At 61.1% G+C, this 23,759-nt stretch carries 24 protein-coding genes; 10 read left to right on the top strand and 14 right to left on the bottom strand.

Going from position 1 to position 23,759, the window contains the following annotated elements; genetic code table 11:
* Positions 1–84 precede the first annotated feature (84 nt).
* Positions 85–375 (top strand): I78 family peptidase inhibitor, encoded by a 291-nt coding sequence (locus tag MF268_RS21455; protein ID WP_238372903.1) that lies wholly within the window; start codon positions 85–87, stop codon positions 373–375.
* A 19-nt stretch (positions 376–394) separates the two neighbouring features.
* On the opposite strand, the gene MF268_RS21450 is transcribed toward MF268_RS21455, so the two are convergent.
* Positions 395–784 (bottom strand): cytochrome c, encoded by a 390-nt coding sequence (locus tag MF268_RS21450; RefSeq protein WP_238372902.1) that lies wholly within the window; start codon positions 782–784, stop codon positions 395–397.
* 118 nt (positions 785–902) lie between these two features.
* On the opposite strand from MF268_RS21450, the gene MF268_RS21445 reads away from it, so the two are divergent.
* On the top strand, positions 903–2,585 hold the full coding sequence (locus MF268_RS21445; protein WP_238372901.1) for a Y-family DNA polymerase: 1,683 nt from the start codon (positions 903–905) through the stop codon (positions 2,583–2,585).
* 180 nt (positions 2,586–2,765) lie between these two features.
* Here MF268_RS21445 and MF268_RS21440 read toward each other — a convergent pair whose 3' ends face one another.
* Genes MF268_RS21440 through paaI form a run of 4 tightly spaced genes read right to left on the bottom strand, consistent with a single transcriptional unit; the run spans position 2,766 to position 6,272 of the window.
* Positions 2,766–3,341, bottom strand: a complete 576-nt coding sequence (locus MF268_RS21440; protein ID WP_238372900.1) for a TetR/AcrR family transcriptional regulator — start codon at positions 3,339–3,341, stop codon at positions 2,766–2,768.
* Positions 3,341–4,651 carry a phenylacetate--CoA ligase PaaK gene (paaK, locus tag MF268_RS21435; RefSeq protein WP_238372899.1) on the bottom strand — a complete coding sequence of 437 codons (1,311 nt, stop codon included), beginning with the start codon at positions 4,649–4,651 and terminating at the stop codon, positions 3,341–3,343. The genes MF268_RS21440 and paaK overlap by 1 nt, the downstream gene beginning before the upstream one ends.
* Positions 4,651–5,844: a 3-oxoadipyl-CoA thiolase gene (gene pcaF / locus MF268_RS21430; protein ID WP_238372898.1), complete on the bottom strand. Its 1,194-nt coding sequence runs from the start codon at positions 5,842–5,844 to the stop codon at positions 4,651–4,653. The genes paaK and pcaF overlap by 1 nt, the downstream gene beginning before the upstream one ends.
* Complete coding sequence (gene paaI, locus MF268_RS21425) at positions 5,841–6,272, bottom strand: hydroxyphenylacetyl-CoA thioesterase PaaI (RefSeq protein ID WP_238372955.1); 432 nt, start codon at positions 6,270–6,272, stop codon at positions 5,841–5,843. The genes pcaF and paaI overlap by 4 nt, the downstream gene beginning before the upstream one ends.
* Before the next feature lie 120 nt (positions 6,273–6,392).
* Here paaI and paaZ point away from each other — a divergent pair, with 120 nt between their 5' ends.
* The 3 genes from paaZ (at position 6,393) to MF268_RS21410 (ending at position 9,684) form a co-directional block, all read left to right on the top strand.
* On the top strand, positions 6,393–8,426 hold the full coding sequence (gene paaZ, locus MF268_RS21420) for a phenylacetic acid degradation bifunctional protein PaaZ (protein ID WP_238372897.1): 2,034 nt from the start codon (positions 6,393–6,395) through the stop codon (positions 8,424–8,426).
* Positions 8,427–8,510: 84 nt separating this feature from the next.
* Positions 8,511–9,314, top strand: a complete 804-nt coding sequence (locus MF268_RS21415) for a PaaX family transcriptional regulator C-terminal domain-containing protein (protein ID WP_238372896.1) — start codon at positions 8,511–8,513, stop codon at positions 9,312–9,314.
* Between the two features lie 31 nt (positions 9,315–9,345).
* Entirely contained in the window at positions 9,346–9,684 is a 339-nt protein-coding gene (locus MF268_RS21410) for a DUF2794 domain-containing protein (protein ID WP_238372895.1), read from the top strand.
* 62 nt (positions 9,685–9,746) lie between these two features.
* Here the strand turns inward: MF268_RS21410 and MF268_RS21405 are convergent, their stop codons facing one another.
* The 3 genes from MF268_RS21405 to MF268_RS21395 all read right to left on the bottom strand — a co-directional run bounded on the left by MF268_RS21405 (position 9,747) and on the right by MF268_RS21395 (position 12,420).
* On the bottom strand, positions 9,747–10,583 hold the full coding sequence (locus tag MF268_RS21405; RefSeq protein WP_238372894.1) for a C40 family peptidase: 837 nt from the start codon (positions 10,581–10,583) through the stop codon (positions 9,747–9,749).
* Positions 10,580–11,962, bottom strand: a complete 1,383-nt coding sequence (locus MF268_RS21400) for a leucyl aminopeptidase family protein (protein WP_238372893.1) — start codon at positions 11,960–11,962, stop codon at positions 10,580–10,582. The genes MF268_RS21405 and MF268_RS21400 overlap by 4 nt, the downstream gene beginning before the upstream one ends.
* A 68-nt stretch (positions 11,963–12,030) precedes the next feature.
* Complete coding sequence (locus tag MF268_RS21395) at positions 12,031–12,420, bottom strand: hypothetical protein (protein ID WP_420485454.1); 390 nt, start codon at positions 12,418–12,420, stop codon at positions 12,031–12,033.
* A gap of 146 nt (positions 12,421–12,566) precedes the next feature.
* Between MF268_RS21395 and MF268_RS21390 the strand changes: the two genes are divergently transcribed.
* Complete coding sequence (locus MF268_RS21390; protein ID WP_238372892.1) at positions 12,567–13,217, top strand: carbonic anhydrase; 651 nt, start codon at positions 12,567–12,569, stop codon at positions 13,215–13,217.
* Positions 13,218–13,241: 24 nt separating this feature from the next.
* On the opposite strand, the gene MF268_RS21385 is transcribed toward MF268_RS21390, so the two are convergent.
* From MF268_RS21385 to MF268_RS21375, 3 genes are all read right to left on the bottom strand, one after another.
* Positions 13,242–13,454, bottom strand: coding sequence for a hypothetical protein (locus tag MF268_RS21385; RefSeq protein ID WP_238372891.1), 213 nt, complete (start codon positions 13,452–13,454; stop codon positions 13,242–13,244).
* A 71-nt stretch (positions 13,455–13,525) separates the two neighbouring features.
* Positions 13,526–14,548, bottom strand: a complete 1,023-nt coding sequence (locus tag MF268_RS21380; protein WP_238372890.1) for an aspartate-semialdehyde dehydrogenase — start codon at positions 14,546–14,548, stop codon at positions 13,526–13,528.
* Positions 14,549–14,619: 71 nt separating this feature from the next.
* A complete protein-coding gene (locus tag MF268_RS21375) occupies positions 14,620–15,795 on the bottom strand; it encodes an MFS transporter (protein WP_238372889.1) in 1,176 nt (391 codons plus the stop codon).
* 121 nt (positions 15,796–15,916) lie between these two features.
* Between MF268_RS21375 and MF268_RS21370 the strand changes: the two genes are divergently transcribed.
* Positions 15,917–17,062 carry a DUF3095 domain-containing protein gene (locus MF268_RS21370; protein WP_238372888.1) on the top strand — a complete coding sequence of 382 codons (1,146 nt, stop codon included), beginning with the start codon at positions 15,917–15,919 and terminating at the stop codon, positions 17,060–17,062.
* Here MF268_RS21370 and MF268_RS21365 read toward each other — a convergent pair.
* From MF268_RS21365 to MF268_RS21355, 3 genes are read right to left on the bottom strand one after another with little or no spacing between them, the layout of a single operon-like run.
* The gene (locus tag MF268_RS21365; protein WP_238372887.1) at positions 17,059–17,826 is read right to left on the bottom strand and encodes an aldolase/citrate lyase family protein; all 768 of its coding nucleotides are present in this window, start codon (positions 17,824–17,826) and stop codon (positions 17,059–17,061) included. The genes MF268_RS21370 and MF268_RS21365 overlap by 4 nt on opposite strands.
* A 13-nt stretch (positions 17,827–17,839) precedes the next feature.
* A complete protein-coding gene (hpaH, locus tag MF268_RS21360) occupies positions 17,840–18,640 on the bottom strand; it encodes a 2-oxo-hept-4-ene-1,7-dioate hydratase (protein ID WP_238372886.1) in 801 nt (266 codons plus the stop codon).
* A complete protein-coding gene (locus tag MF268_RS21355) occupies positions 18,637–20,046 on the bottom strand; it encodes a pyridoxal phosphate-dependent decarboxylase family protein (RefSeq protein ID WP_238372885.1) in 1,410 nt (469 codons plus the stop codon). The genes hpaH and MF268_RS21355 overlap by 4 nt, the downstream gene beginning before the upstream one ends.
* A 264-nt stretch (positions 20,047–20,310) precedes the next feature.
* On the opposite strand from MF268_RS21355, the gene hpaR reads away from it, so the two are divergent.
* The 3 genes from hpaR to MF268_RS21340 all read left to right on the top strand — a co-directional run bounded on the left by hpaR (position 20,311) and on the right by MF268_RS21340 (position 23,758).
* Positions 20,311–20,751, top strand: a complete 441-nt coding sequence (gene hpaR / locus MF268_RS21350) for a homoprotocatechuate degradation operon regulator HpaR (protein ID WP_238372884.1) — start codon at positions 20,311–20,313, stop codon at positions 20,749–20,751.
* Between the two features lie 101 nt (positions 20,752–20,852).
* On the top strand, positions 20,853–22,001 hold the full coding sequence (locus tag MF268_RS21345) for a lytic murein transglycosylase (protein WP_238372883.1): 1,149 nt from the start codon (positions 20,853–20,855) through the stop codon (positions 21,999–22,001).
* Positions 22,002–22,123: 122 nt separating this feature from the next.
* Positions 22,124–23,758, top strand: coding sequence for an FMN-binding glutamate synthase family protein (locus MF268_RS21340; protein ID WP_238372882.1), 1,635 nt, complete (start codon positions 22,124–22,126; stop codon positions 23,756–23,758).
* The last annotated feature ends 1 nt before the right edge of the window (position 23,759 follow it).

The following is a 23,759-nucleotide window of genomic DNA, read 5'->3' as shown; positions in this document are numbered from 1 at the left end:
AGACGCATTCTCCGGGTTGTCCGACCCCACATTTGTGCAATGATGCGGGCAGGATCGGAACGAAATCTGGAAGGAGACCGGCGCATGAAATGGATGCTGCCTCTCGTGTTGCTCTTGGCTGCCTGCGGGCCCAACAACGCGACCACGACCGCCACCTCGCCCACCACACCAGAGCAGTCGGCGGTGGCCTCCGCCTGCCTCAGCGAAGAGCAGAAGGCGGTTGTCGGTCAGCCCTTTGCCCAATCCCGTCCGGTCCTACCTGCCGATGTCCGGATCATCCCGCCCAACTCCCTTTACACGCAGGAATACAAGCCCCAGCGCGTGAACGTGAATGTCACCGAGGATTACACGATCACCCGCGTCTGGTGCGGCTGATCTTTCCTGTCCCCGCCAGTCACGGCGGCGCGCGGAACTGCTTGTGACAGTCGAGACAGGCCTGCAACATGTCGGGCAGTGTCGCGCGCAGCGTTTCCGCAGAGCGCGGATTGATCCCGCGCGCCGCGGCAAGGGCGATGCGCGCCCGCACCCGGAACATCGCCCGGTTTTCCCAGACCCCTGGCTTTGCCCGGCTGTGCAGGTCCATCCGCTCTTTGCGAAACAGGCGCGGCAGGGATTTCGAGAACTTTATCAACGCTTTGCGATCCAGCCGCGCACGATCCCGGTGGAATATCGCATTCGCCCCCGCCATGTCATGCAACCGCCCCATCACAACGCGGGCATCATTCATAGCTGCCACGCGACGTAGCACGTGTCCATCCCATGCCGTATCCTGCGACACCGCCATCGTCGCCAGCCCCAGCGCCGCTAGAACGGTCAGAACAACTCCACGCTGTGAAAGCCGAGCACTCCGGGCATCTCGACTCCGAAAAGGATTCGAGTCATATAGAACAAAACATGAACAAATGAGTCGCCAGAATCGCCTGATCATGCCCAACCGTCGTATCCTTTCCCTTTGGTTTCCGCGCCTTGGCGCCGAACGCGTCCTCCGGTTCGAGCATCATATGCAAGATGCACCGCTTGCCATCGTGGCTGAACAATCCAACATGCAGGTTATCACCTCGTTAAACGGCCCCGCCCTGAGGCTTGGCCTGCACGTGGGCCAGTCGCTGCGCGATGCACAGGCAAGCTGCGCGGGCCTGCATACCCGTATGCGCAACCCCGCCGCCGAGACCAGTTTTCTCAATGCCCTGCGCCGGTGGTCCGGCAAATACAGCCCCTGGGTGGCAGAGGCCCCGCCCGATGCGCTGGTGATCGATCTGACCGGCTGCGCGCATCTCTTCGGTGGCGAAACAGGCGTGATCGCCCGGATCGAAGAGGAAGGCCGTGACATGGGGCTGACCGTGCAATGCGGCATCGCCGATACGCTGGGTGCCGCCTGGGCGCTGGCCCGGTTTTCCGGCGAATCCGGGGGAAGCCTGCGCAATGGCGATGCGATTGATCAGGAAGCCCGGGCAACCCGGTCCCGCGCGGGCAAGCGCAAACACTGGAGCAAGGGGGGCAGCGCGCCGCAGGCCCCCCGCAGCACGACGCCCCTCACGGGCCGCATCGCCGCTCCCGGACAAAACCACTCCGCGCTCGCCCCGCTCCCCGTTACCGCCCTCCGACTGGAACCCGGAACCACGGAACAGCTCAACCGGCTCGGTCTGCGGCATGTCCGCGACATCATCGGTCAGCCCCGCGCCGCCCTCGCCCGCCGCTTTGGGAAATCTCTCCTGCTGCGCCTTGACCAGGCCCTGGGCAGCGTGCCCGAACCGGTCTCGCCCGCCGAGGCCGAAGAACATTTTGCCGTGAGAATGACGATGCCCGACCCGATCGGGCTGAAAGAGGATGTGATGGCCGCGCTCGACCGGATGCTGCCCTCCCTCTGCAAAAAGATCCAGGACAAGGGACGCGGGTTGCGCAGCCTGCGCCTCGAAGCCCACCGTCCCGACGGGCAGGCTGATATCCGCCTCATCCAGCTTGCCCGAGCGACCTGTTCTCCTGACCGGATCCGCCCGCTGCTCGAAATGAAGATCGAAGATCTCGACGCGGAATTCGGCATCGACATGCTGCGGCTCGTGGGCATTTCGACCGAAGACCTCACCCGCAAAAAACCTGTCGGTCACCTTCAGGCCAACAGGATCGCCGGCGAGAAACGCACCGATCCCGCCCTGCTGCACGATCTGGTCAGCAAGATCGGCGCCCGAATCGGGCTGGAAACCGTCACCCGCCGCCATCCCGGCACCAGCCACCTTCCCGATAAATCCGCGCTGACCCTGGCCGCAGCCTGGTCCGATCCCGCCAGCGACTGGCCGCCGCCCGCCGCGCCCCGGCCGCTGCTGATCTGGCCGCCCGAACCTGTCCACCATCCCGCCTCGGAAGCACCAAAAGCGTCTTTCCGCTGGCGCGGTCGCCAATGGTCGCTTGTCGCCCTGCAAGGACCCGAACGAATACTACCCGAGTGGTGGTTCGATCTGGCCGACTGGCGTACTGGCATCCGCGATTACTGGAAAGCTTTCCACGAGTTTGGAAAACCTCTCTGGATTTACTTTGGTCGAGGCGCGATCCTGCTTCCAAACTGGTTCTGCCACGGAAGCTTTCCCTAGCGGCAACGGCAGAAAGGGGCCAGCCCCCTCTTGCCCTTCGGGCAAATCACCCCCGGGATTATTAAGACCCAAAGAAGCACAAACCCCTTCTTTGGGTCTAAAAATATCCCCGCCGGAGGCACATCCGAGGAAGCAGCCGAAGGCGGATGACGAGTAGAAGGAAACGGCACCGAAGGTGCCTCAATCAGAGAGGCCGGACAGGCCCGCGTCGACGAACTTGGCTATCAATTCGGCATAATCTTCCCTGGTCAGGCCCCTGTCAGGTCTGTGCCACATGTAGAACCAGTTCAGGATACCGAAAACCGACATGGTGAGCGCGCGGAGCCTGTCCGCCTGCAGGTCGGGGCGCTCTGCGCGAATCGCGTCGGAAAAGATTACCACGAGACGGCGCTGCAGCGCGATTAGGGGGGACTGCATTTCGGGTGGCAGGGTTTCCAGCGCGCCGATCTGCAATTTGTGCTCCGCGTCCGCATCGGCATAGGCCATCAGGATCGCACGGATCAGTCCCGGCAAGGCATCGTCTTTCGCCTCTTCCACCATCTCGACAAGTTCGGTCAGGTGCGCCTCGAGAATGTCGAAGAGCAGCGCCTCCTTGCGGTCGTAATAGTGATAGATCAGGGCCTTGGAGACCCCGCATTCACGGGCGGCGCCGGTCATCGAGGCGCGGTCATAGCCCTGTCGCGCGAAATAGCGTGCCGCCCCCTTGCGCAGGGCCGCACGTTTTTCATCGTGGTCGCGTGCAACGCCCCGGGGCATCAGCTCTTGGGGCGGTTATCGATGATCCGCACGGCCTTGCCCTGGCTGCGCTCGACCCCGCCGGGATCGGCGATCAGCACTTTCACGCTGATCCCGACCGTTGCCTTGATCTTGTGCGCGAGATCCCCGGCCGCCGCCTTGCGCGCGTCCTCCCCGGCGCAGTCCTGCGCGGCTTCGCAAAGCACGGTCAGCTGGTCCATCCGGTCAGGCTTGCTCAGCTCGATCTGGAAATGCGGCGCCAGACCTTTCACGGTCATCAGCTGTTCCTCGATCTGGGTCGGGAACACGTTCACGCCACGGAGGATGATCATGTCATCGCTGCGACCGGTGATCTTTTCCATCCGCCGCATCGACCGCGCGGTGCCCGGCAGCAGGCGAGTCAGATCGCGGGTGCGGTAGCGGATGATCGGAAAAGCTTCCTTCGTCAGCGAGGTGAAGACCAGTTCGCCCTGCTCGTCGTCCGCCACCACTTCGCCGGTCGTCGGGTTGATGATCTCGGGATAGAAATGATCCTCCCAGATATGCAGCCCGTCCTTTGTTTCCACGCATTCATTGGCCACGCCCGGCCCCATCACCTCAGAAAGTCCGTAGATATCGACGGCGTGCATGTCGAAGGCGGCTTCGATTTCCAGCCGCATCGCGTTGGTCCAGGGTTCGGCACCGAAGATACCGACCTCGAGCGAACTGTCGCGCGGGTCGAGCCCCTGCGCCGCGTATTCGTCAAGGATCGACAGCGCGTAGGACGGCGTCACGGTGATCCCCTTGGGTTTGAAATCCTCGATCAGCCGCACCTGTCGCTGGGTCATCCCGCCCGAGACCGGCACTGTGGTCAGCCCCAGCGAATCCGCGCCGAGGTGAATGCCGAGGCCGCCTGTGAAAAGCCCATAGCCATAGGCGTTATGCAGGATGTCACCGGGGCAGAGACCGGAGGCGCGCAAAGACCGGCCCACGACCTCGCCCCAGTTCTTCAGATCGTTTTCAGAGTAGCCCACAACCGTGGGCTGCCCTGTTGTTCCCGACGAGGCGTGGATACGTTTGACCTGTTCGCGCGGGATGGCGAACATGCCAAACGGGTAATTGTCGCGCAGATCCTGTTTGACCGTGAAAGGGAACTTCGCCAGATCGGCGAGGCTCTGAAGGTCATCGGGATGTACGCCCGCCTTGTCGAATGACGCCTTGTAAAAGGGCACATTTTCATAGGCATGTGCCAGCGACCATTTCATCCGTTCAAGCTGCAGCGCGGCGATTTGGTCGCGGCTGGCAATCTCGATGGGGTTCAGGTCTTCTTTACGAGGCGTCAGGTCTTTCATCACACTTTCTCCAGCATCACCGCGATACCCTGCCCCACGCCGATACACATGGCGCAGATCGCGCGGTCGAGCCCTTCATTAATCATCTGCTGCGAGGCCGTCAGCGCCAGACGGGTGCCAGACATGCCAAGCGGGTGGCCCAGCGCGATGGCTCCGCCATTGGGGTTCACATGTTCGGCATCATCGGCCAGACCAAGCTGGCGCATCACCGCAAGCCCCTGTGCCGCAAAGGCTTCGTTCAGTTCGATCAGGTCGATATCGCCGATCGACAACCCGTGCATCGCCATCAACTTTTCCGTCGCCGGGGCCGGGCCCATGCCCATGATCCGGGGCGGCACGCCTGCCGTCGCCATGCCTGCAACCCTGGCGCGTGGGGTCAGGCCGTATTTTTCGACAGCCGCTTCCGAGGCGATGATCACCGCCGCCGCGCCGTCATTCACGCCCGAGGCATTGCCCGCCGTCACGGTGCCGTTCTCGCGGAACGGGGTCGGCAGTTTGCCCAGCTTTTCCAACGTCGTGGCGCGGGGGTGTTCATCGGTATCGACGATGATCGGATCGCCCTTGCGCTGGCGGATCGACACCGGGGTGATCTCCTGCGCCATGCGGCCCGAGGCAATCGCCTTGGCGGCATTTTCCTGCGATCTCAGGGCGAACTTGTCCTGATCCTCGCGGCTGATCTGGAAGTCGGCCGCGACGTTTTCACCGGTTTCCGGCATGGAATCGGTGCCGAAATGCTTGTGCATTTCCTTGTTCACGAAACGCCAGCCGATGGTGGTATCATAGATCTCCGCCTTGCGCGAAAAGGCGCTGTCGGCCTTGGGCATGACCAGCGGCGCACGGCTCATGCTTTCGACGCCACAGGCGATGACCACCTCGGCCTCACCGGTGCGCACGGCACGGGCGGCGGAACCGACAGCATCAAGGCCCGAACCGCAGAGACGGTTGATCGTCGCACCCGGCACGGTGTCGGGCAGGCCCGCCAGCAGCACCGCCATACGCGCGACGTTACGGTTGTCTTCACCCGCCTGGTTGGCGCAGCCGGCGAGAACCTCATCGACTTCCAGTCCCGGGTTGCGCGCCATGACCTCCTTGATCACATGGGCCAGCATGTCATCGGGGCGAACCGACGAAAGCGCGCCGCCGTAACGCCCGATAGGGGTACGCAACCCGTCGCAAATATAAGCTACAGTCATGATGTCTCCTCGAAATTCTGACCTTTGATGGTACGTGAGAGGCCCCGGAACAGAGCCACCTTGCGCCCATCTTCGCCTGTCACGGTGATATCGTAAACGCCCGATCTGCCGGATTTCGCCGACTCGACAGCCGTGGCCGTCAATCGCTCTCCCGGCTGGCCGGGCGAGATGAAGGTGATCGAGTTTTCCTGCGCCACCGTCACCTGATTGTAACTGTTGCAGGCAAAGGCGAATGTGCTGTCGGCAAGGGTAAAGATATAGCCGCCGTGGCAGATACGATGGCCGTTCAGGTGATGCTCCTGCACGGTAAGCGACATGGTCGCGGTGCCCGGCCCGATGGCATCCAGCGACAGGCCCAGCCATTTCGAGGCCGAATCCGTGGCCCACATCGCCTCGGCGCTGCGTTCTGCCCTCTCCTGCGGCGTCATCGCTGTCTCCCCCCTTGCTCCTCGGGCTGCACCCTGCACAAAACCGACCATGCGGTCAATAGTGTTGATTTCGCCCCGCGCCTCGGTCATGGTGCCCCCAACCACAAGGGGAGAGAGACCATGCTGAAACCCGAAAGTTTTGCGGCGGGCAAATGGATCGCGCCGGATGAAAAGGCGCGCGCCGTCCATGGCCCCGTCAATGGAAAGCTGATCGCGCAGGCAGGCGGCGCTGGCCTTGATGTGCAGGCCATGCTCGACTGGGCACGACTGACCGGCGGCCCTGCCCTGCGCGCGCTGACGTTCCATGAACGCGCCAAGTTGATCAAGGCGGTCGGCCATTATATCGCCGAGCGCAAGGAAGAGCTCTACGCCCTGAACCCGCTGACCGGCGCGACCCGCCGCGACGGCGGTGTCGATATCGAAGGCGGCATCGGCACGATGATGGTGATCGCGGGCAAAGGCCGCCGCGAAATGCCCGACGGCCACGTCTATGTCGATGGCGCACCCGAAGGTCTGTCGCGCGACGGCTCCTTCCTTGGGCAGCATATCTGCGTGCCGATGCAAGGGGTTGCAGTCCATATCAACGCCTTCAACTTCCCGGTCTGGGGGATGCTGGAAAAGCTCACGCCGACTCTGCTGGCCGGGATGCCCGCCATCGTCAAACCCGCCACCCAGACCTGCTACCTGACCGAGGCCTGCTTTCGCATGATCATCGAGTCGGGCTTGCTCCCCGAAGGCGCGGTCCAGCTCGTGATCGGCGGCACCGGCAATATGCTCGACCGGCTGACACCGCAGGATGTGGTCAGCTTTACCGGCTCAGCGGATACTGCCCTGCACCTGCGCGCCAACCCCGCGCTGATGCGCAATTCGGTGCGGTTCCATTCCGAACAGGACAGCCTGAACGCGACGATCCTTGGCCCCGACGCAACTGCCGGCACCCCGGAATTCGACGCCTTCATCAAGGAGGCCGCGAACGAGATCACCACCAAGGCGGGTCAGAAATGCACCGCCATCCGCCGCATCATCGTGCCTGAGTCCGCGATGAAGGACGCCAGCGAGGCGCTGATGGAACGGCTGTCGAAGACCACGATCGGTGACCCGGCAGACGACTCCGTCCGCATGGGCGCGCTCGCCTCTGCCGCTCAGAAAGAGGATGTCCTCGGCAAGCTCCACGCCCTTTCAGGCGAAACCATCCGTTTGACCGGCAACCCGGAAACGCTCGATCTGATCGGCGCCGGCCCCGATGGCGCTTTTCTCGCGCCGACCCTGCTGCAATGCAATGACCCGGACGCGGCCCAAGCAGTTCACGAACTCGAAGCCTTTGGCCCGGTTTCGACGCTGATGCCCTATCGAGATCTGGCCCACGCGGCGCAGCTTGCCAACCGGGGCGGCGGCTCGCTCGTGGCCTCGCTGGTGACCGGCGATCCAGAGGTCGCGCGGCAGGTCGTGCTCGACAGCGCCGCTTGGCACGGGCGTCTCTACATCACGGGTCGCAACAGCACAAAGGCCGCGACCGGCCATGGCTCTCCCATGCCGCACATGGTCCATGGTGGCCCAGGCCGCGCGGGCGGCGGCGAGGAACTGGGCGGCATTCGTGGCGTCATGCATTACATGCAGCGCACCGCGATTCAGGGTGGCCCCGATGTTATCTCGGCCATCACCGGCCAGTGGATTCCCGGCGCGCCCGAAATCGAAGGGCCCGACCACCCCTTCCAGCGCACCTTCCGCGAAATCCGGATCGGCGAGACGCTGCACACCAAATCGCGCACCGTCACGCTCGACGATATTGAGCACTTTGCGCATTTCACCGGCGATACCTTCTACGCGCATATGGACGAGGAAGCCGCCAAGGCGAACCCCTTCTTCCCGGGCCGCGTCGCCCATGGCTACCTGCTCTTGTCCTTTGCCGCCGGGCTTTTCGTACAACCTGATCCCGGTCCGGTTCTGGCCAACACCGGCCTCAACAGCCTGTCCTTCCAGAAACCGGTCAGCCCCGGCGACAGCATCAAGGTGCGCCTCACCTGCAAGCGCAAAACGCAGCGCACCGACAGCTATGGCGAAGTCGCGTGGAATGCGACGCTGACCAATCAGGACGACGAACAGGTCGCGGAATACGAATTGCTGACGATGGTCAGCTATGAACGTCCCGGATAGGCAATGTTCGGCGGGCAACGCTACACCCTTTGCCCGCCGCCTCACCCTTGTGCGAAACTTGGGCTGACCCTATGACAGTCGCCTATGAGCGACCCTATTTCCCCTTTGATCAATGCCTTGCACAATCAGGGCCGCCTGCGGGTCTGGTCGCTCGTGATCACCGCTTTTGGGGATCTTGTGCAGGACCGGGGCGGCGAGATATCGACCGCACGGCTTGGCGCATTGCTCAATCGGGTCGGGATTGAACAGGGCACCCTGCGCACCGCCCTGTCACGTCTGAACCGCGACGGTTGGGTGACCAGCACCCGCTCCGGCCGGCTCAGCCTCTATCGGCTCAGCGAGCAGGGGCTTGATCGCTTCGCCCCCGCGACAACGCAGATCTATGCCGCGCCGCAGACCGTGCCCGTATCCCGATGGGCAATGACGCTGAACATCGCTGCGGATGGCATCCAACAGATCGAACTTAGCCCGGCGGACGCGGACATCCCTCCCGCCGACTTGCGCCTGACCGGGTCGATCGAAACGATCAGTGAAAGCTACCGCGCCACGCTCCTCGGTGAAGGGCATCGCCATGCGCTGGAGGGATTGCGCGATGACCTCGAAGCGCTGGAATCCGCACGGCTGGAAAGCGATCTCGACGCCGCCGCTTCACGTCTTTTGCTGATCCACCGCTGGCGACGGATCACCCTTCGCTATGGTGACATCGCCCCGGAACTGATGCCTGCAGACGCGCCGCTGAAGAACCCGCGCCTCGCCGTTGCGCAAGCCTATCGCAGGCTTGCCCCCGCCGCCGAAACCTGGCTCGACAGCGCCGATGGCGATCTCGCGCCGATGCCGCCCGCCGATGCAAGGCTGGCGCGACGATTTGGCGGGCTGCAAGAGGCTTGATTTGTCAGCCATTTGGGGCAAATCTCGATACATGAAAATTCATCCTCCCAGCTCGTTCACCGGTATCCCTGGACAGGTGTCCTTTGACCGGCGCGAGTTGCAGACCATTCTTTCAGTTTACGGACGTATGGTGGCCGCGGGCGAATGGCGGGATTATGGTATTTCCTCGCTGCGCGACTCGGCAATTTTCTCGGTCTTCCGGCGAACGGCGGAAAATCCGCTCTACCGGATCGAAAAGCATCCCAAGCTGCGCAACCGACAGGGCATGTACGCGGTCGTGGGGATGGACGGCCAGATCCTCAAACGCGGGGCCGATCTGAAATCCGTGCTGCGCGTGCTGGAAAAGAAACTGATCCGCGCCGTCAAATAGTGCCGATCCGCTGTACGGGGGGTGTACAGGGGGTGCACGGCTTGTGCACCGCGATTTTTGCCCTATTCCAAAGGCCGGATATGCCCGATCACGGACCCGTCGCCCTGATCGATGATCCGGGTGATTGCCTCTTTCAGCGGTTCGTACGCCACCGCCATGTGATAGGCATTCGCATGCAACAACATGTCTGGCCCCGCAACCCAGGCCACATGCCCTTTCCAGAACATGAGATCACCTCGGCAAGCCTCCGTCCCTTCTGGCAATAATGGCCCAAGCTGCGCCAGCTGCTGGTCGCTGTCGCCAGGACAGGCATGGTCGCAAGCCTGCATCCCAACCTGCACGAGACCCGAGCAATCGAGCCCCAGATGGCTGTTTCCGCCCCACAGGTAGGGCGTCCCCACCAACCTTTCTGCCACGGCAACCGGATCACTTTCGGGCGTGTCCAGCGGTGCGAGATGCGCCTTTGGGATGAACATCCCGTCTGTGGTTTCCAGAAACCGGCCCGTCTCGCCGGTCACGCGCAAACGACTTGCGATGCTAAGGCCGACCGGCTGCGGGTCCTTGAAGTCGGGACGGGAAAAGCCCAGCGTTTGCCGTACCTTGACGCGGTGAGTGGGTGTGTCCGCTTCGCCAAGCGCCTGCTCGGAGAGATAGCCCGCATGTCCGTTCAAACCGCAGCGCCCAAAGGCCAGACCCTCGTGGATTTCCAGCACATGGAATGGCTCCCCCCAGATTACCTGCCGGTCTGGCCCAGCGCTGCCCGGCGCGGCGAGCAGATCGGCAACCGGTTTGGTCACCCGCATCCAAGTGCCATCGGTAAATCGCTCGGCCTCGACATGCCCGCGCAGGCTGCTATGGGCGACGCGCGCGTTGGCAAAGTGACTGCGCCGGTCGCTCACAGCTTCAGCAGCTCTGGCATGGCTTCGAGAAGCGCGCGGATGCCCTGACCGGTGCCACCTTTGGAGCGACCGGGCCTATCCGTCGGCGACCAACCGTAGATGTCGAAATGCATGTAACGGGGCTCTCCCGCAAAGCGCCGCAGAAAGAGCGCGGCGGTCGTAGCTCCGGCAAACCCGCCCGACGGCGCGTTGTCGAGATCGGCATAGGCAGGTTCGATCAGCTCCTCATAGGGTTCATGGAAGGGCAATTGCCAGACCGGGTCATCCACGCGGCTGGCAGCCCGCGACAGCGCCGTCGCTGCATCGCTGTCATCGGTGAAAAACGGTGCAATATCAGGACCTACCGCCACCCGCGCGGCCCCTGTCAGCGTCGCCATCGAGATCACCAGATCCGGCCTGCCTTCTTCCGCGAGCGCCAGCGCATCGGCCAGAACAAGCCGGCCTTCGGCATCGGTATTGTTCACCTCCACCGTCAGCCCCTTGCGCGACATCAGGATATCGCCAGGCCGGAAGGCATTGCCCGCAATCGAATTTTCCACGGCCGGGATCAACACCCGAAGCTGCACCGGCAGGTTCAGCGCCATGATCATATGTGCAAGGCCCAGCACATTGGCCGCGCCGCCCATGTCCTTTTTCATCAACAGCATGTTCGACGGCGGCTTGATGTCCAGCCCGCCTGTGTCGAAACAGACGCCTTTGCCGACCAGCGTCAGCTTAGGCCCCGTGCTGCCCCACTTGAATTCGACCAGCCGCGGCGGCGTTTCGGATGCGCGACCAACGGCGTGAATCATCGGGAAATTCTGATCGATCAAGTCTTCACCGACAATCGAGGAAAACTGTGCGCCGTGCATCGAAGCGAGCGCAGATGCCGCCTCTTCAAGCTTGTCGGGACCCATGTCAGACGTTGGCGTATTGATCAGATCACGCAGCAGAACTTCGCCTGCCGCGATAATTTCAACCCGCTTGGCGTCGATACCATCCGGCGCGATCAGTCGGGCCGGTTTCGACGATTTTTTGCGATAACGATCAAAACGATAGGCGCTGAGCAGCCAACCAAGGCATTCGGTCTCAAGACCGGTTTCCGGGGCGCCCGATGCGATGCGATACACGCCCTCGGGCAATTTCGCGGCAGCGGAAGCAAGCGCGTACCTGCCTCTTTTTCGTTTGGCGGCAGTCCCATAGCCGACGAGCGCGGAAATAGGACGGTCGGGCCCCGATGGCACGACCAGCACCTGCCCGATGCCACCTTCGAACCCGTTGAGACGCACCCACTCCGCAACATCGGCCGGTTTGTCGGATAGCCATGCGTCAATGGTATTTCCTTCGACGATATGAAGGGGGATAGCGGATTCTACCGGCTCGGCAAAACTCAGGGGCATTCTAAACATTTTCCTTAAACATTTCTTGAGCGCAGCCTAATCGCCCCAGCTCGCGCTGCAAGTCCTGTTCAGAGGGAAAGATCCTGAAGATCCCAGACTGCGACAAGCGACCGTTCGCCAATCCGTAGAAGCCGATAGAGCGTCGCGCCGATTGCCGCGAGATCGTATTGATCGATGGACTTGGTGACGTCGCCCGCCACACGAGCCAGCATGGTCATGCCGATCTGCTCTGAAATAGCGACAAGCGAACGGGCACTCTTACGTAAACCCTCGATATCGCGCTTGTGCCATAACCTTTCGCAGTGGCTCAGCCGGACGGCCAGTTCCTCGATCGCGCGGCACACGACCTCTTCCGCGCCGGATTCACCCATCTGATGATAGAGCGTCTTTAATCGATCCGGATCCAGCCGCACGTTTTCGAATTGAATTAACTCACAAACATCACTCACCAATATCACCCCAGATATCTGTTTCTTCCCAACCGTCGGGCAGTCTTGGACCATCGGAGTTTGCATAAGGTTGAATATTCGCCACTTAGTCTCTTAAATTTTATGCCAATGCCCTGTATCTGGAGGGCAAACCTGTAGGAAAGTGGGATTCTTCCGTGAAACATGCCAAGCCCCTGCCCGCCTATCTTGTCCAGCGCTACCATGGCTGGAAAGCGACCACTTATGCCGAGAACAAGGGCTGGTATCGTCGTCTCGCAACCGAAGGCCAGCGGCCGCGCGCGATGGTCATTTCATGCTGCGACAGCCGGGTGCATGTGACCTCGATCTTTGGCGCCGATCAGGGTGAGTTCTTTATCCACCGCAATATCGCGAACCTTGTGCCCCCCTATGAACCCGACGGGTTCCAGCACGGTACCTCGGCGACGATCGAGTACGCGGTGACCGTGCTCAAGGTTTCTCACCTGGTCGTGCTGGGCCATTCGCAATGCGGTGGCGTGCAGGGCTGCATCGACATGTGCAACGGTCAGGCCCCTGAGCTTGAAAGCAAAGAGAGCTTTGTCGGGCGCTGGATGGATCTGCTGCGTCCGAAGTACAATCTTGTCGAAAAGGTCGAAGACCCCAAGGAACAGGCGCGGCAACTGGAACAGCATGCCGTCGTCACCTCACTGGAAAACCTGATGACCTTTCCCTTTATCCAGTCGGCGGTGGAAGAAGGTAGTCTGAGCCTTCATGGCCTCTGGACAGAAATCGGCGAAGGCGGGTTGTCGAATTACGAACCTGCGACCGGGAATTTCGTACCAGTCTGATAAGGAAAGCCTGCCCGGCGAGGGTTATTTCTTGCCGGGAGTTAAGCCCTGTCTGACCGCCCATTCGTCCATGCCGGTCACTTCCTTCAGATCATAGATGAAACTTGCGTCGGACCTTGCGATCTCTTCATACATGAAGGAGCGAAGGACAGAGCCCGGCGTCTCTTTGCGTTCGGAGCATAAAAGCCAGAAGCGTTGAGACAGGTAAGCAGGACAGTTGAAATGCAATTCTTCCATGAATGCTCCCATGCGCGACGTTAAATGTCGCGCATGGTATGCGTATCGACCGTTAAGAACAGGCTAACGGTTTAGCCCTTTTTTAGCACACGCGTACCGAGGGTCTCGGCGATCTGGACCGCGTTGAGCGCTGCACCCTTGCGGAGGTTGTCGGACACGCACCAGAGGTTCAGGCCGTTATCGATTGTCGAATCCTGACGGATACGGCTGATGAAGGTGGCGAAATCGCCGACGCATTCGACCGGGGTGACATAGCCACCGTCTTCGCGCTTGTCGATCACCATGATGCCGGGCGCTTCGCGCAGGATGTCGCGGGCCTCGTCCTCGTCCAGATGGTCCTCGAACTCGATGTTGATCGCTTCCGCATGGCCGACAAAGACCGGCACCCGCACACAGGTTGCGGTGACCTTGATCGACGGATCGACAATCTTTTTGGTCTCGGCGACCATTTTCCATTCTTCCTTGGTCGAGCCGTCTTCCATGAAGACATCGATATGCGGAATCACGTTGAAAGCGATCTGCTTGGTGAACTTGGTAGCCGGCTTGTCATCGACCGGATTGTAGATCGATTTGGTCTGGTCCCATAGCTCATCGATGCCCGCCTTGCCCGCGCCGGAAACCGACTGGTAGGTGGACACGACAACACGCTTAATCCGCGCGCGGTCATGGAGCGGCTTAAGCGCGACAACCATCTGCGCGGTAGAGCAGTTCGGGTTGGCGATGATGTTCTTCTTGGAATAGCCCATGATCGCGTCCGGGTTCACCTCGGGGACGATCAACGGCACTTCCGAATCGTAGCGGTAGAGCGACGAGTTGTCGATCACGATACAACCGGCCTTGGCCGCCTTGGGCGCATAGGTCTTGGTCGCATCGGAGCCGATGGCAAACAACGCCATGTCCCAGCCTGTGAAATCGAAAGTATCCAGATCCTGGGTTTTCAGTGTCTTGTCGCCAAAGCTCACCTCTGTTCCCAAGGACTTACGGCTCGCCAGTACGGCGATTTCATCCACTGGAAACTGGCGCTCGGCCAGGATGTTAAGCATTTCGCGGCCCACATTGCCCGTGGCGCCCGCAACAACGACGCGATAACCCATATTGTTCTCCAATCTCTGCCGGGGTTTTACCGGCAGCGGTCTCATATAGGGTCTGTCGCACCGCGTAAAGCTTAGTCCACGTTGTCCTTCGCAAAGAGGAAAATCAGCGACCCGGCCAGCAGGGCGAAGCCAAAGAACCCAAAGATCGTCGCATAAGGCGCGGTGACTGTTGCCGTTCCCTGCATCGATTCATGAATTCGGCCCGAAACGAACTGCATCAATCCCACACCGCCGATTCCGGCCAGATTGACGAGGGTCACACCCCGGCCCACCAGATGCGGCGGGCAAAAGGCGCGGCCATGGGCGATCATCACCGCATAGGTGCCGCCAAGGAAACCCGCCGTCGCCATGATGGCGATGCTGAGCGTTGCACTGGTGCCAATGAAAAAGGCCAGCGCGAGCATGGTCAGTGCGCTACCGAAATTGCCTGCGAAGATGACCCATTTGCGGGTGCCGAAGATCCGGTCGAGCGGCCCGAAAGTCAGCGTGCCGATAATCATCGATATCCCCATGATGAGCGAGGCCGTTCCGATCTGCGACGGCGCAAGCCCGAAGACATCGCTGAGATAGGGGCCGATCCAAAGACCGCGCACCGCACCGGTCGGGGCATACATCACGAACATCAGCGCAAGGATGGCCCACATAACTGGCATCTTGAGCAGATCGAGCACCGTGCCTTTCTCTTCGCTGTCGCTTGGGGCAGGGTCGCGGACCTTGAGGAAAATGCCCAGCGCCACAAGCACGGAGAGCGCCGAAACGCTCCAGAGACTAGCGCGCCATCCGATGGTTTCCGCCGCAAGCGCCACGGGATAGGAGGCAATGAGATTGCCAAGCGAGCCCACGCCCAGCATCAGCGAACCGAGCGTCGCGAATTTCGCGGGCGGGTATTCGCGGGCGAAAATGTAATATGAGGCCATCAGGCATGGGGCACAGCCGATGCCGATCAGGAACATGGCCGCGCTGACATGCGCAGGCGTGGTAGCCAGAGCGAACAAGGCCGCCCCGCCACCACCGCCCAAAAGCAGCAGTGCCGAGGCCGTTCGACGGGGCCCGCTGCGGTCCAGCAGCCAGCCCAGCGGCAATTGCATCAATGCGAACGACAGGAACCAAAGCCCTGATGCAAAAGCCAAATCATCTGCTCCCGCCCCGAGGTCGCGCTCCAGAAAGGTCGCGAGAACCGCAAGAAACGCCCGAAAGAACTGGCTGAGCAGGTAGGCAAGGCACAGCATGATCAGGCCGGTCTGCATTCGTATTACTCTCCTTTGACCGGGCGACGTTACACGGGGCAAAATCGGGTGCAAGAACACATTCGCTTCATTTGACTGGCAAGTGTTTCCCCATTGCAGATACTCGGTGTTACAAGGCGGCATGAAAGATACGAGCGCCTTTTACGACACCCTGCCCCGGCTCGCCTCGTTCGAGGCGTTGACGGACCCCGCCAGCTATGTCCGCCTGCCAGACGACTGGCTTCTGGGTACGGCGGATATCGTCGGGTCGACCAAGGCTATCGCCGAGGGCAAGTACAAGTCCGTGAACATGGTTGGCGCGGCAGTCATCTCGGCGCAGCTTAACACCAGCAACGGGCAGGCTTTTCCCTATATCTTCGGCGGCGATGGCGCGGCCTTTGCCGTTCCGCCTGAACGCGCGGAAACCGCCGCCGAGGCGCTTGCTTCCGTCCAGCTTTGGGCACGTGACGCATTTGGCTTTGATCTGAGGGCAGCGATGGTCCCGGTTTCAACCATACGTGCCGCAGGTTTTGATGTATCGGTTGCTCGGCATCAGGTCTCGGAAGAAGTGGACTATGCCATGTTCTCGGGTGGCGGGGTGTCATGGGCGGAAGCGAAAATGAAAGCGGGCGAGTTTGCCGTTACCCCTGCTGCGCCGGGCAACGAGCCCGATCTGACCGGGCTCAGTTGTCGATGGGCGCCGATGCGAGCGCGTAACGGCAGGATTGTCTCGGTCGTTGTCCAGCCGGTCGAGGGTGCGGGTTCTTCCGAATTCGCCCGGGTTGCGGATGCGATCATCGCCATTGCGCATACGCTGGAGCGCGACGGTCACCCCGTACCGATCGCCGGAGCTGGCGTAAGCTGGCCCCCCGCCGGGCTGGAGACCGAGGTGCAGGCGTTTCGCGGCAAGGCATCCTATGTGGGGCACAAGGCCAAACTGCTGGTGGAAACTTTTGTCGCATGGGCCGTGCTGAAATCAGGCATCAAACTCGGAGATTTCAAGCCAGCGGAATACCGGCAAAGCGTCGGACGAAACGCGGATTTCCGCAAGTTCGACGACGGGCTAAAGATGACGCTGGATTGTGACAGCGCAACGCTTGCCCGGCTTAAGGAAGTGTTGGTGGACGCCCAAAACCGCAATGTCATCGACTTTGGGCTGTTTGAGCAGGACGAGGCGATGATGACGTGTATCGTACCCTCTGCGATGAAGGGTGACCATGTTCATTTCGTTGATGGCGCCGCGGGCGGATACACCCAGGCTGCGGCGCGCATGAAATCACGGGTTTAGGATTTCCATTTCGCCGAAAGACCCCGCGCCGCCGCGGCCAGCAGCATGATATCGGCCCCCACCGCAAGGAAACGCGCGCCTTCGTCGAGATATCTGCGCGCGATCTCATCCTTCATGGCGAGGATGCCGGGCGCTTTGCCAGCGGCGGCGATCTTTGCCAGACCGTCGCGAATGACCTCGCGCACTTCGGGCGCGTCGGCATTGCCTGTGAACCCCATATCGGTAGCGAGGTCTGCAGGGCCGATGAACACCCCATCGACACCATCGATGCTGGCGATCTCTTCGATATTCTGCATCCCCGAGACGCTTTCGACCTGCACCAGAAGGCATATCTGGTCATTCGCCGTCCCGACGTAATCGGATATCGCATTAAATCCGCTGGCCCGGGCAAGGGCCGCTCCCACACCGCGCCTTCCGCCGGGGGCATAGCGGCAATCGCGCACCAGTTCCGCCGCCTGTTCAGCGGTTTCGACCATCGGCACCAGAACCGTTTGCGCCCCTATATCAAGCACCTGTTTGATGATGCGCGTATCGCCAACCGGCACCCGAACGACGGGATGCGAGTCGCTCGCGGCAAGCGCCGTCAGTTGCGCACGCAGTGACCGGATATCATTGGGCGCGTGCTCGCCATCGACCACGAGCCAGTCAAACCCAGCCGTAGCCATGACCTCGGCCACGTAGTCGTCACCTGTGGCCAGCCAGCAACCGATCTGGAGCTCACCGGCAAGCAGGCGTTTCTTGAATGTATTCTCGGGCGCGGGCATCTGTTTTCCTCTGTCAGTCGAATGAAACCGAAACAGACCCGAAGGGTCCGAAATCGGCCGTGATATGTGAACCGGGCGTTGCCTCTATCGGCCGGATAAAAGACCCGGACAAGACGATATCCCCCGCTTCAATCTGCTGGCCATAGCCGGCCATCCGCCGGGCGAGCCACAGAACCGAAGTGATTGGATCGTTCAGCACACCGGCCCCCAGACCGGTTTCCTCGACGACCCCGTCGCGGCTGACGATGGCGCCGACCCAGCCCAGATCATGGTCATTTACGCCATGCCGCTCAGACCCAAGAACAAGGCCTGCATTGGCGGCATTGTCCGAAATCGTATCCGTCACGACCCGTGCCTTGCCGGTTTCCGGATCCGCACGCAAGATCCGCGTATCGAGGATTTCCAGCGAGGGCGCGACATAGTCGGTCGCCGCGATCACCTCTTCTCGCGTGGCGCTTTCCCCGGCCAGCGGCGCCTTCATCACAAAGGCGATCTCGGCCTCGATCCTCGGCTGGATGAACCGCCCGCCCGGCACCGTGGCACCATCCTCGAACAGCATATCGTCCAGCAAAACGCCGCTGTCCGGCGTATCAATGCCCAGCGCGTCCTGCATGGCGCGGCTGGTCAGACCGATCTTCCACCCGATCCTCTTGCGCCCGGTTTCGATTTTCTTCGCCACGAACCTCGCCTGCACCGCATAGGCGTCATCCATCGTCATGCCCGGAAACCGCCGCGAAAGCAGCCCGGTCTGGCTGTTCAGATGCTCGGCGGCAAAAAGCGTATCGGCGGCGTCTTCGATTTCATCCGGTGTCATTCAAGCGCCTCCGCCAGTTCCACGATCGCATCATAGGCCATCTTCACATCCTCCTCGGTGGTCTCGAACTGCCCGGCCTGAAATCGGATGACAAGGTCACCGTCGACCCGCGTCTGGGTCAAATAGATCCGGCCATCGTCATTGATCGCGTTGATCAGCCGCTGGTTCAGGACCTCAGGGTCCACCCCGTCGCGCAAGTACCGGAAGGTAAACAGCGACCACATCGGCGGCGTCACGATCTCGAACCCCTCCGTGGAGGCAATCCGATCATGAAGCGCTGCGCTCCAGTTGATGTGGTTTCGTAGCCGATCACGCAGCCCTTCAAGGCCATAAGCCCGCAGCACGAACCAGATCTTCAGGGCCCGGAACCGGCGGCCCAGAGGCACTGACCACTCGGAATAATTTATAATGCCATCTGCTCCGTGGGTTTTGAGATATTCCGGCTGAATCGCAAGCGTTCGCACAAGATCATCCGGGGATTTCAGGAAATGCGCCGAACAGTCGAACTGCACGCCAAGCCACTTGTGCGGGTTGAAAACGATACTGTCGGCCCGTTCCACACCCTCCCAGTAATGGCGATACTCGGGGCAGATCATCGCAGACCCCGACCACGCGGCATCCACGTGAACGAACAGCCCGTATTTTTCGGCCACCGCGATACAGGCGTCGATCGGGTCGGTCGCCCCGGTCCCGGTGCCGCCCACGCAAAGTATGACGCCTGCCGGGACATGACCGGCCGCCAGATCCGCTTCGATCAGCGCCTCCAGCTTGTCAGGATCCATGCCCCGCCATGCCCCCGAAATCGGCACCCGGACAAGGTTATCCGACCCGATGCCCGACACCCAGATCGCCCGATCAACGGATGTATGCACCTCGGAAGAGCAATAGACCCTCAGCTGCGGGTTACGCGCCAGCCCGGCCGTATTGCCTGTCCACTCCAGCGCCCTCTCGCGCATGGTCAGCACCGCTGCCAGCGTCGCCGACGACGCGCTGTCCTGTATCACCCCTGAAAGCCCGTCCGGTAACCCCAGAGACTGGCGCAGCCAGCCCATCATGCAGGTCTCCATCTCCGTCGCCGCTGGAGAGGTCTGCCAGAGCATACATTGGGGGGAGAGGGCTGCCGTCAGGAATTCTGCCAGAACTGATGCCGGCGCGGCATTGGAATTGAAATAGGCAAAAAACCTCGGATGTTGCCAATGGGTGATGCCGGGCATCACGATGGTTTCAAAATCCTCGAAGATCTTCTCCATATCTTCGGACTGCTCAGGCGGCACCGCGGGCAATGACGCAAGAACTTCCCCCGGTTTGACACGAGACCGGACCGGGCGGTCCCCGACGCTAAGGTGATAATCCTCTGCCCACTCGGATATCCGCCCGCCCCAATCGCCAAAATCTTTCCATTCCACCAGAAATGCACTCCTTTTTCACGCCGCACCATTTCAGATTAAAAACAATCCGTCACAACTTCTTTGGGTCCAAAATATCCTGGGGTGAATTGGCCGCGAGGCCAAGAGGGGCAAAGCCCCTGAGGGCACGACCGATACGTGCAGCTCCGACCTCAGGTGGTGCAACGGTTTCAAAATTGTGGCCGCCAATTGCCTAGGCCAGAATTCTTTTTATCAATCATTTTGAAAGATTGCGAAAATCCGGCCAATCGGCGACAGTAACATATGTCGCAACGTAGCCTTTCCACTTCACGCTCTTTACCTATCGCGCTCTTGCGGGCGCGGGAAAAGGTGATGGCGCCGATCCGTACGATGCTCGCGGATGTCGGGCTGACCGAACAGCAATGGCGGGTCCTGCGCGTTCTCGACGAAAAAGGCGCGCTCGAACCGACACATATAGCGGAACAGGCCTGTCTATTGTTGCCGAGCCTGACGCGCATCCTTCAGAAGCTTGAAGAAAAGCACCTTATCCTGCGCAAGCCCGACGAAAACGATCGGCGTCGTCAAATCGTCAAGATATCGGTCAAGGGCACCCGGCTTATCGAAGCGCATCTCGAGACCAGCCAGAAGCTGATGGAAGAAATACGTCAGGACATGGGACCGGACCGCTATGACGCGCTGCTCGACCTGCTGAACGAACTCAGTCAAGGCAATGAACCCGAATAGCTGACTTCGGCTCAGCGGTTTTGCCTCTCCTTGCCCCGGCGCCCCAATCCACTAGAGTTGAGCTGCAAGAGCGGAAAATACCGCCGAGAAGCAGAGGTAGCATGGTTATTACACGCAGGTTCATGATCGCCGGGCTGGCCGGCGCGGCCCTCGCAGGGTGCAGCACTGGACGCACCGGCAGCAGCAGTGCCCCGACCGGAGGGCGAACTTATCAGACCGTAAACAATGCGGGTTACGACACGTGGGTGGCTTCATTCCGGCAACGCGCGGCGGCGCAGGGCATTTCCGGCACCACGCTCGACGCGGCTTTCCGCTCGGCCGGGTACATGCCGATGGTCATCGAGCGGGACCGCAACCAGACCGAATTCACCCGCACGCTGGAGGATTACCTTGCCATCGCCGCGTCGGACGAAAGGGTCTCCAAAGGCCGGGCCGCGTTGTCACGGCATCGCAGCACGCTGAATGCCATCGAGGCGCGCTATGGCGTGCCCGCGAACATTGTTACGGCGGTCTGGGGGCTTGAGAGCTTTTATGGTGAAAGACGTGGTGACGTGCCGGTGATCTCGGCTATTTCGACACTCGCCTATGACGGGCGGCGCGGCGCATTTTTCGAAAGCCAGCTGATCGCCGCGCTGAAGATTTTGCAGAATGGCGACATCCCGGCTTCTCGCATGACGGGCAGCTGGGCCGGGGCGATGGGACATACGCAATTCATTCCTACGTCTTACCTTGCCTACGCTGTCGATTTCACCGGCGATGGCCGCCGTGACATCTGGTCGGACGACCCGGCGGATGCGCTGGCCTCCACCGCGGCCTATCTCAGCCGGTCCGGCTGGGTCCGGTCTCAGCCCTGGGGTGGTGAGGTCGGTTCCGCCGCAGCAAGCAGCGGTACACCGCTGCGGGTGTTGCAGCCGCAGCCCGGCGGACCGCGCTTTGCCGTGTTCCGCAATTTCGATGTCATCAAGCGCTATAACAACTCGGACAGCTACGCGATCGGGGTTGGCCATCTGGCGGATCGAATTGCGGGCGGCGGGCCGCTACAGGGTTCGTTCGGACCGGATGCGCGCGGCATGACAATCGACGATCGCAAGGCGCTGCAACAACGGTTGACCGCTCGTGGTTTCGATACCGGCGGTGCCGATGGTGTCATCGGCCCCAACACCGAGTCCGCCATTCGCGACTACCAGCGCAGCCGGGGTCTGCCCGAAACCGGAGAGCCTTCGCTGGAGTTGCTGCGACAGCTTGGCTGAAATTGACACAGGGCGCGCAATCAAAACGATTGCGCGCTCTTGTCACTCCTGTTCGATGTGAAGGTGGTTGAAGGCAAACACCTGATAAATAAAGATACTGCCAGCCATCCGCAGGAGACCACATGAGATACATGATATTCATCGGCTCGGCCGTGATTGCCATTCTGTGCATCGCTGCCATCGGGAGCAGCGCGTGGTTCTGGCTGCCGGCCGTTGTATTTGGTCTGACGGCTCTGCTGGGGGTTTACGATTATTTCCAGAAGCGTCACGCGGTTCTCGCAAACTACCCGGTGATCGGGCATTTGCGTTATCTATTCGAAGAAATCCGGCCCGAAATCCGTCAGTACCTTATCGAAAGCGATCAGGACGAAGAACCGTTTTCGCGTGATCAGCGCTCGCTGGTTTATCAGCGCGCGAAAGGCGTCGAGGACAAACGACCGTTTGGCACGCGACAGCGGGTATATGACTCCGGCTACGAGTGGATCACCCATTCCGTCGTCCCCAAGCATCTCGAGGGTCATGACTTTCGCGTCAAGATCGGCGGAGAACAGTGCAAGAAGCCATATGAGGCATCGATCTACAACATCTCAGCGATGAGCTTTGGCGCGCTATCGGCCAACGCGATCCAGGCGCTGAACACCGGTGCGGCGAAAGGTGGGTTCGCTCATGACACCGGGGAAGGCGGAATCAGCAAGTATCACAGGGCAGGCGGTGGCGACCTGATCTACGAGATCGGATCCGGCTATTTCGGTTGTCGTACGCCCGAAGGCCGGTTCGACGTTGAGAAGTACGCCGAGCAGGCGCGCAACCCGCAGGTCAAGATGATTGAGCTGAAGCTGAGCCAGGGTGCGAAACCCGGGCATGGCGGCGTCCTACCCGCGTCGAAGATATCTCCGGAAATCGCAGAAGCCCGGGATATCCCGATGGACCAGGACTGCGTTTCGCCTTCGGCGCATCCCGAGTTCTCGACCCCCATCGAACTGATGCAGTTCATCGGCACACTGCGGGAGCATGGCGACGGAAAGCCGGTGGGTTTTAAGCTGTGCATCGGACACAGGCGGGAATTCATGTGCATCGTCAAGGCCATGCTGGAAACCGACATCGTACCGGATTTCATCGTCATTGATGGCAAGGAAGGCGGCACGGGGGCTGCACCCGTCGAATTCGCGAACCACATGGGTATGCCATTGATCGAAGGCCTTACGTTCGCCCACAACACTTTGCGAGGCGCGGGGCTGCGTCATCGGCTCAAGATCGGGGCCTCTGGCAAGCTGATCAGCGCATTCGAAATCGCCAAAGCGCTGGCGCTTGGTGCAGACTGGGCCAATTCCGCACGTGGTTTCATGTTCTCTGTCGGGTGCATTCAGGCGCAGTCCTGCCATACCAATCGTTGTCCGGTGGGCGTGGCAACACAGGATGAGCGGCGTCAGCGGGCGCTACACGTGCCCACCAAGGCCGAGCGGGTTTACCGTTTTCACAAGAATACCCTGCGCGCGCTGGGCGAGCTGACGGGAGCTGCCGGACTAGACCACCCGGGGGGCTTTCAGCCCTATCACCTGATGATGCGGGAAAAGGACCGGGACATGGTGACGGGTCACCAGATCTATCCCTATTTGCCCGAAGGATTCCTGCTACGAGGCGAAAGTCTTGGCAACGGGTACTTGACCCGCTGGCAGCGGGCCGATGCGTCAAGCTTTGCCCCCTTGGATACCGAACAGGTCGGCAGCGACGGGAAACCGTTGATCCCCATCGCCTGAC

Origin of the sequence: Heliomarina baculiformis (assembly GCF_019966545.1) — a bacterium.
Taxonomy (GTDB): domain Bacteria; phylum Pseudomonadota; class Alphaproteobacteria; order Rhodobacterales; family Rhodobacteraceae; genus Heliomarina; species Heliomarina baculiformis.
This window is presented reverse-complemented; position numbering and strand designations above follow the sequence as displayed.

Bases quoted from the DNA above. Each gene is read 5' to 3' on its own strand.
- MF268_RS21455 (WP_238372903.1), top strand. From the start codon at position 85: ATGAAATGGATGCTGCCTCTCGTGTTGCTCTTGGCTGCCTGCGGGCCC.
- MF268_RS21450 (WP_238372902.1), bottom strand. From the start codon at position 784: ATGGCGGTGTCGCAGGATACGGCATGGGATGGACACGTGCTACGTCGC.
- MF268_RS21445 (WP_238372901.1), top strand. From the start codon at position 903: ATGAGTCGCCAGAATCGCCTGATCATGCCCAACCGTCGTATCCTTTCC.
- MF268_RS21440 (WP_238372900.1), bottom strand. From the start codon at position 3,341: ATGCCCCGGGGCGTTGCACGCGACCACGATGAAAAACGTGCGGCCCTG.
- paaK (WP_238372899.1), bottom strand. From the start codon at position 4,651: ATGAAAGACCTGACGCCTCGTAAAGAAGACCTGAACCCCATCGAGATT.
- pcaF (WP_238372898.1), bottom strand. From the start codon at position 5,844: ATGACTGTAGCTTATATTTGCGACGGGTTGCGTACCCCTATCGGGCGT.
- paaI (WP_238372955.1), bottom strand. From the start codon at position 6,272: ATGACGCCGCAGGAGAGGGCAGAACGCAGCGCCGAGGCGATGTGGGCC.
- paaZ (WP_238372897.1), top strand. From the start codon at position 6,393: ATGCTGAAACCCGAAAGTTTTGCGGCGGGCAAATGGATCGCGCCGGAT.
- MF268_RS21415 (WP_238372896.1), top strand. From the start codon at position 8,511: ATGAGCGACCCTATTTCCCCTTTGATCAATGCCTTGCACAATCAGGGC.
- MF268_RS21410 (WP_238372895.1), top strand. From the start codon at position 9,346: ATGAAAATTCATCCTCCCAGCTCGTTCACCGGTATCCCTGGACAGGTG.
- MF268_RS21400 (WP_238372893.1), bottom strand. From the start codon at position 11,962: ATGCCCCTGAGTTTTGCCGAGCCGGTAGAATCCGCTATCCCCCTTCAT.
- MF268_RS21385 (WP_238372891.1), bottom strand. From the start codon at position 13,454: ATGGAAGAATTGCATTTCAACTGTCCTGCTTACCTGTCTCAACGCTTC.
- MF268_RS21380 (WP_238372890.1), bottom strand. From the start codon at position 14,548: ATGGGTTATCGCGTCGTTGTTGCGGGCGCCACGGGCAATGTGGGCCGC.
- MF268_RS21375 (WP_238372889.1), bottom strand. From the start codon at position 15,795: ATGCAGACCGGCCTGATCATGCTGTGCCTTGCCTACCTGCTCAGCCAG.
- MF268_RS21370 (WP_238372888.1), top strand. From the start codon at position 15,917: ATGAAAGATACGAGCGCCTTTTACGACACCCTGCCCCGGCTCGCCTCG.
- MF268_RS21365 (WP_238372887.1), bottom strand. From the start codon at position 17,826: ATGCCCGCGCCCGAGAATACATTCAAGAAACGCCTGCTTGCCGGTGAG.
- hpaH (WP_238372886.1), bottom strand. From the start codon at position 18,640: ATGACACCGGATGAAATCGAAGACGCCGCCGATACGCTTTTTGCCGCC.
- hpaR (WP_238372884.1), top strand. From the start codon at position 20,311: ATGTCGCAACGTAGCCTTTCCACTTCACGCTCTTTACCTATCGCGCTC.
- MF268_RS21345 (WP_238372883.1), top strand. From the start codon at position 20,853: ATGGTTATTACACGCAGGTTCATGATCGCCGGGCTGGCCGGCGCGGCC.
- MF268_RS21340 (WP_238372882.1), top strand. From the start codon at position 22,124: ATGAGATACATGATATTCATCGGCTCGGCCGTGATTGCCATTCTGTGC.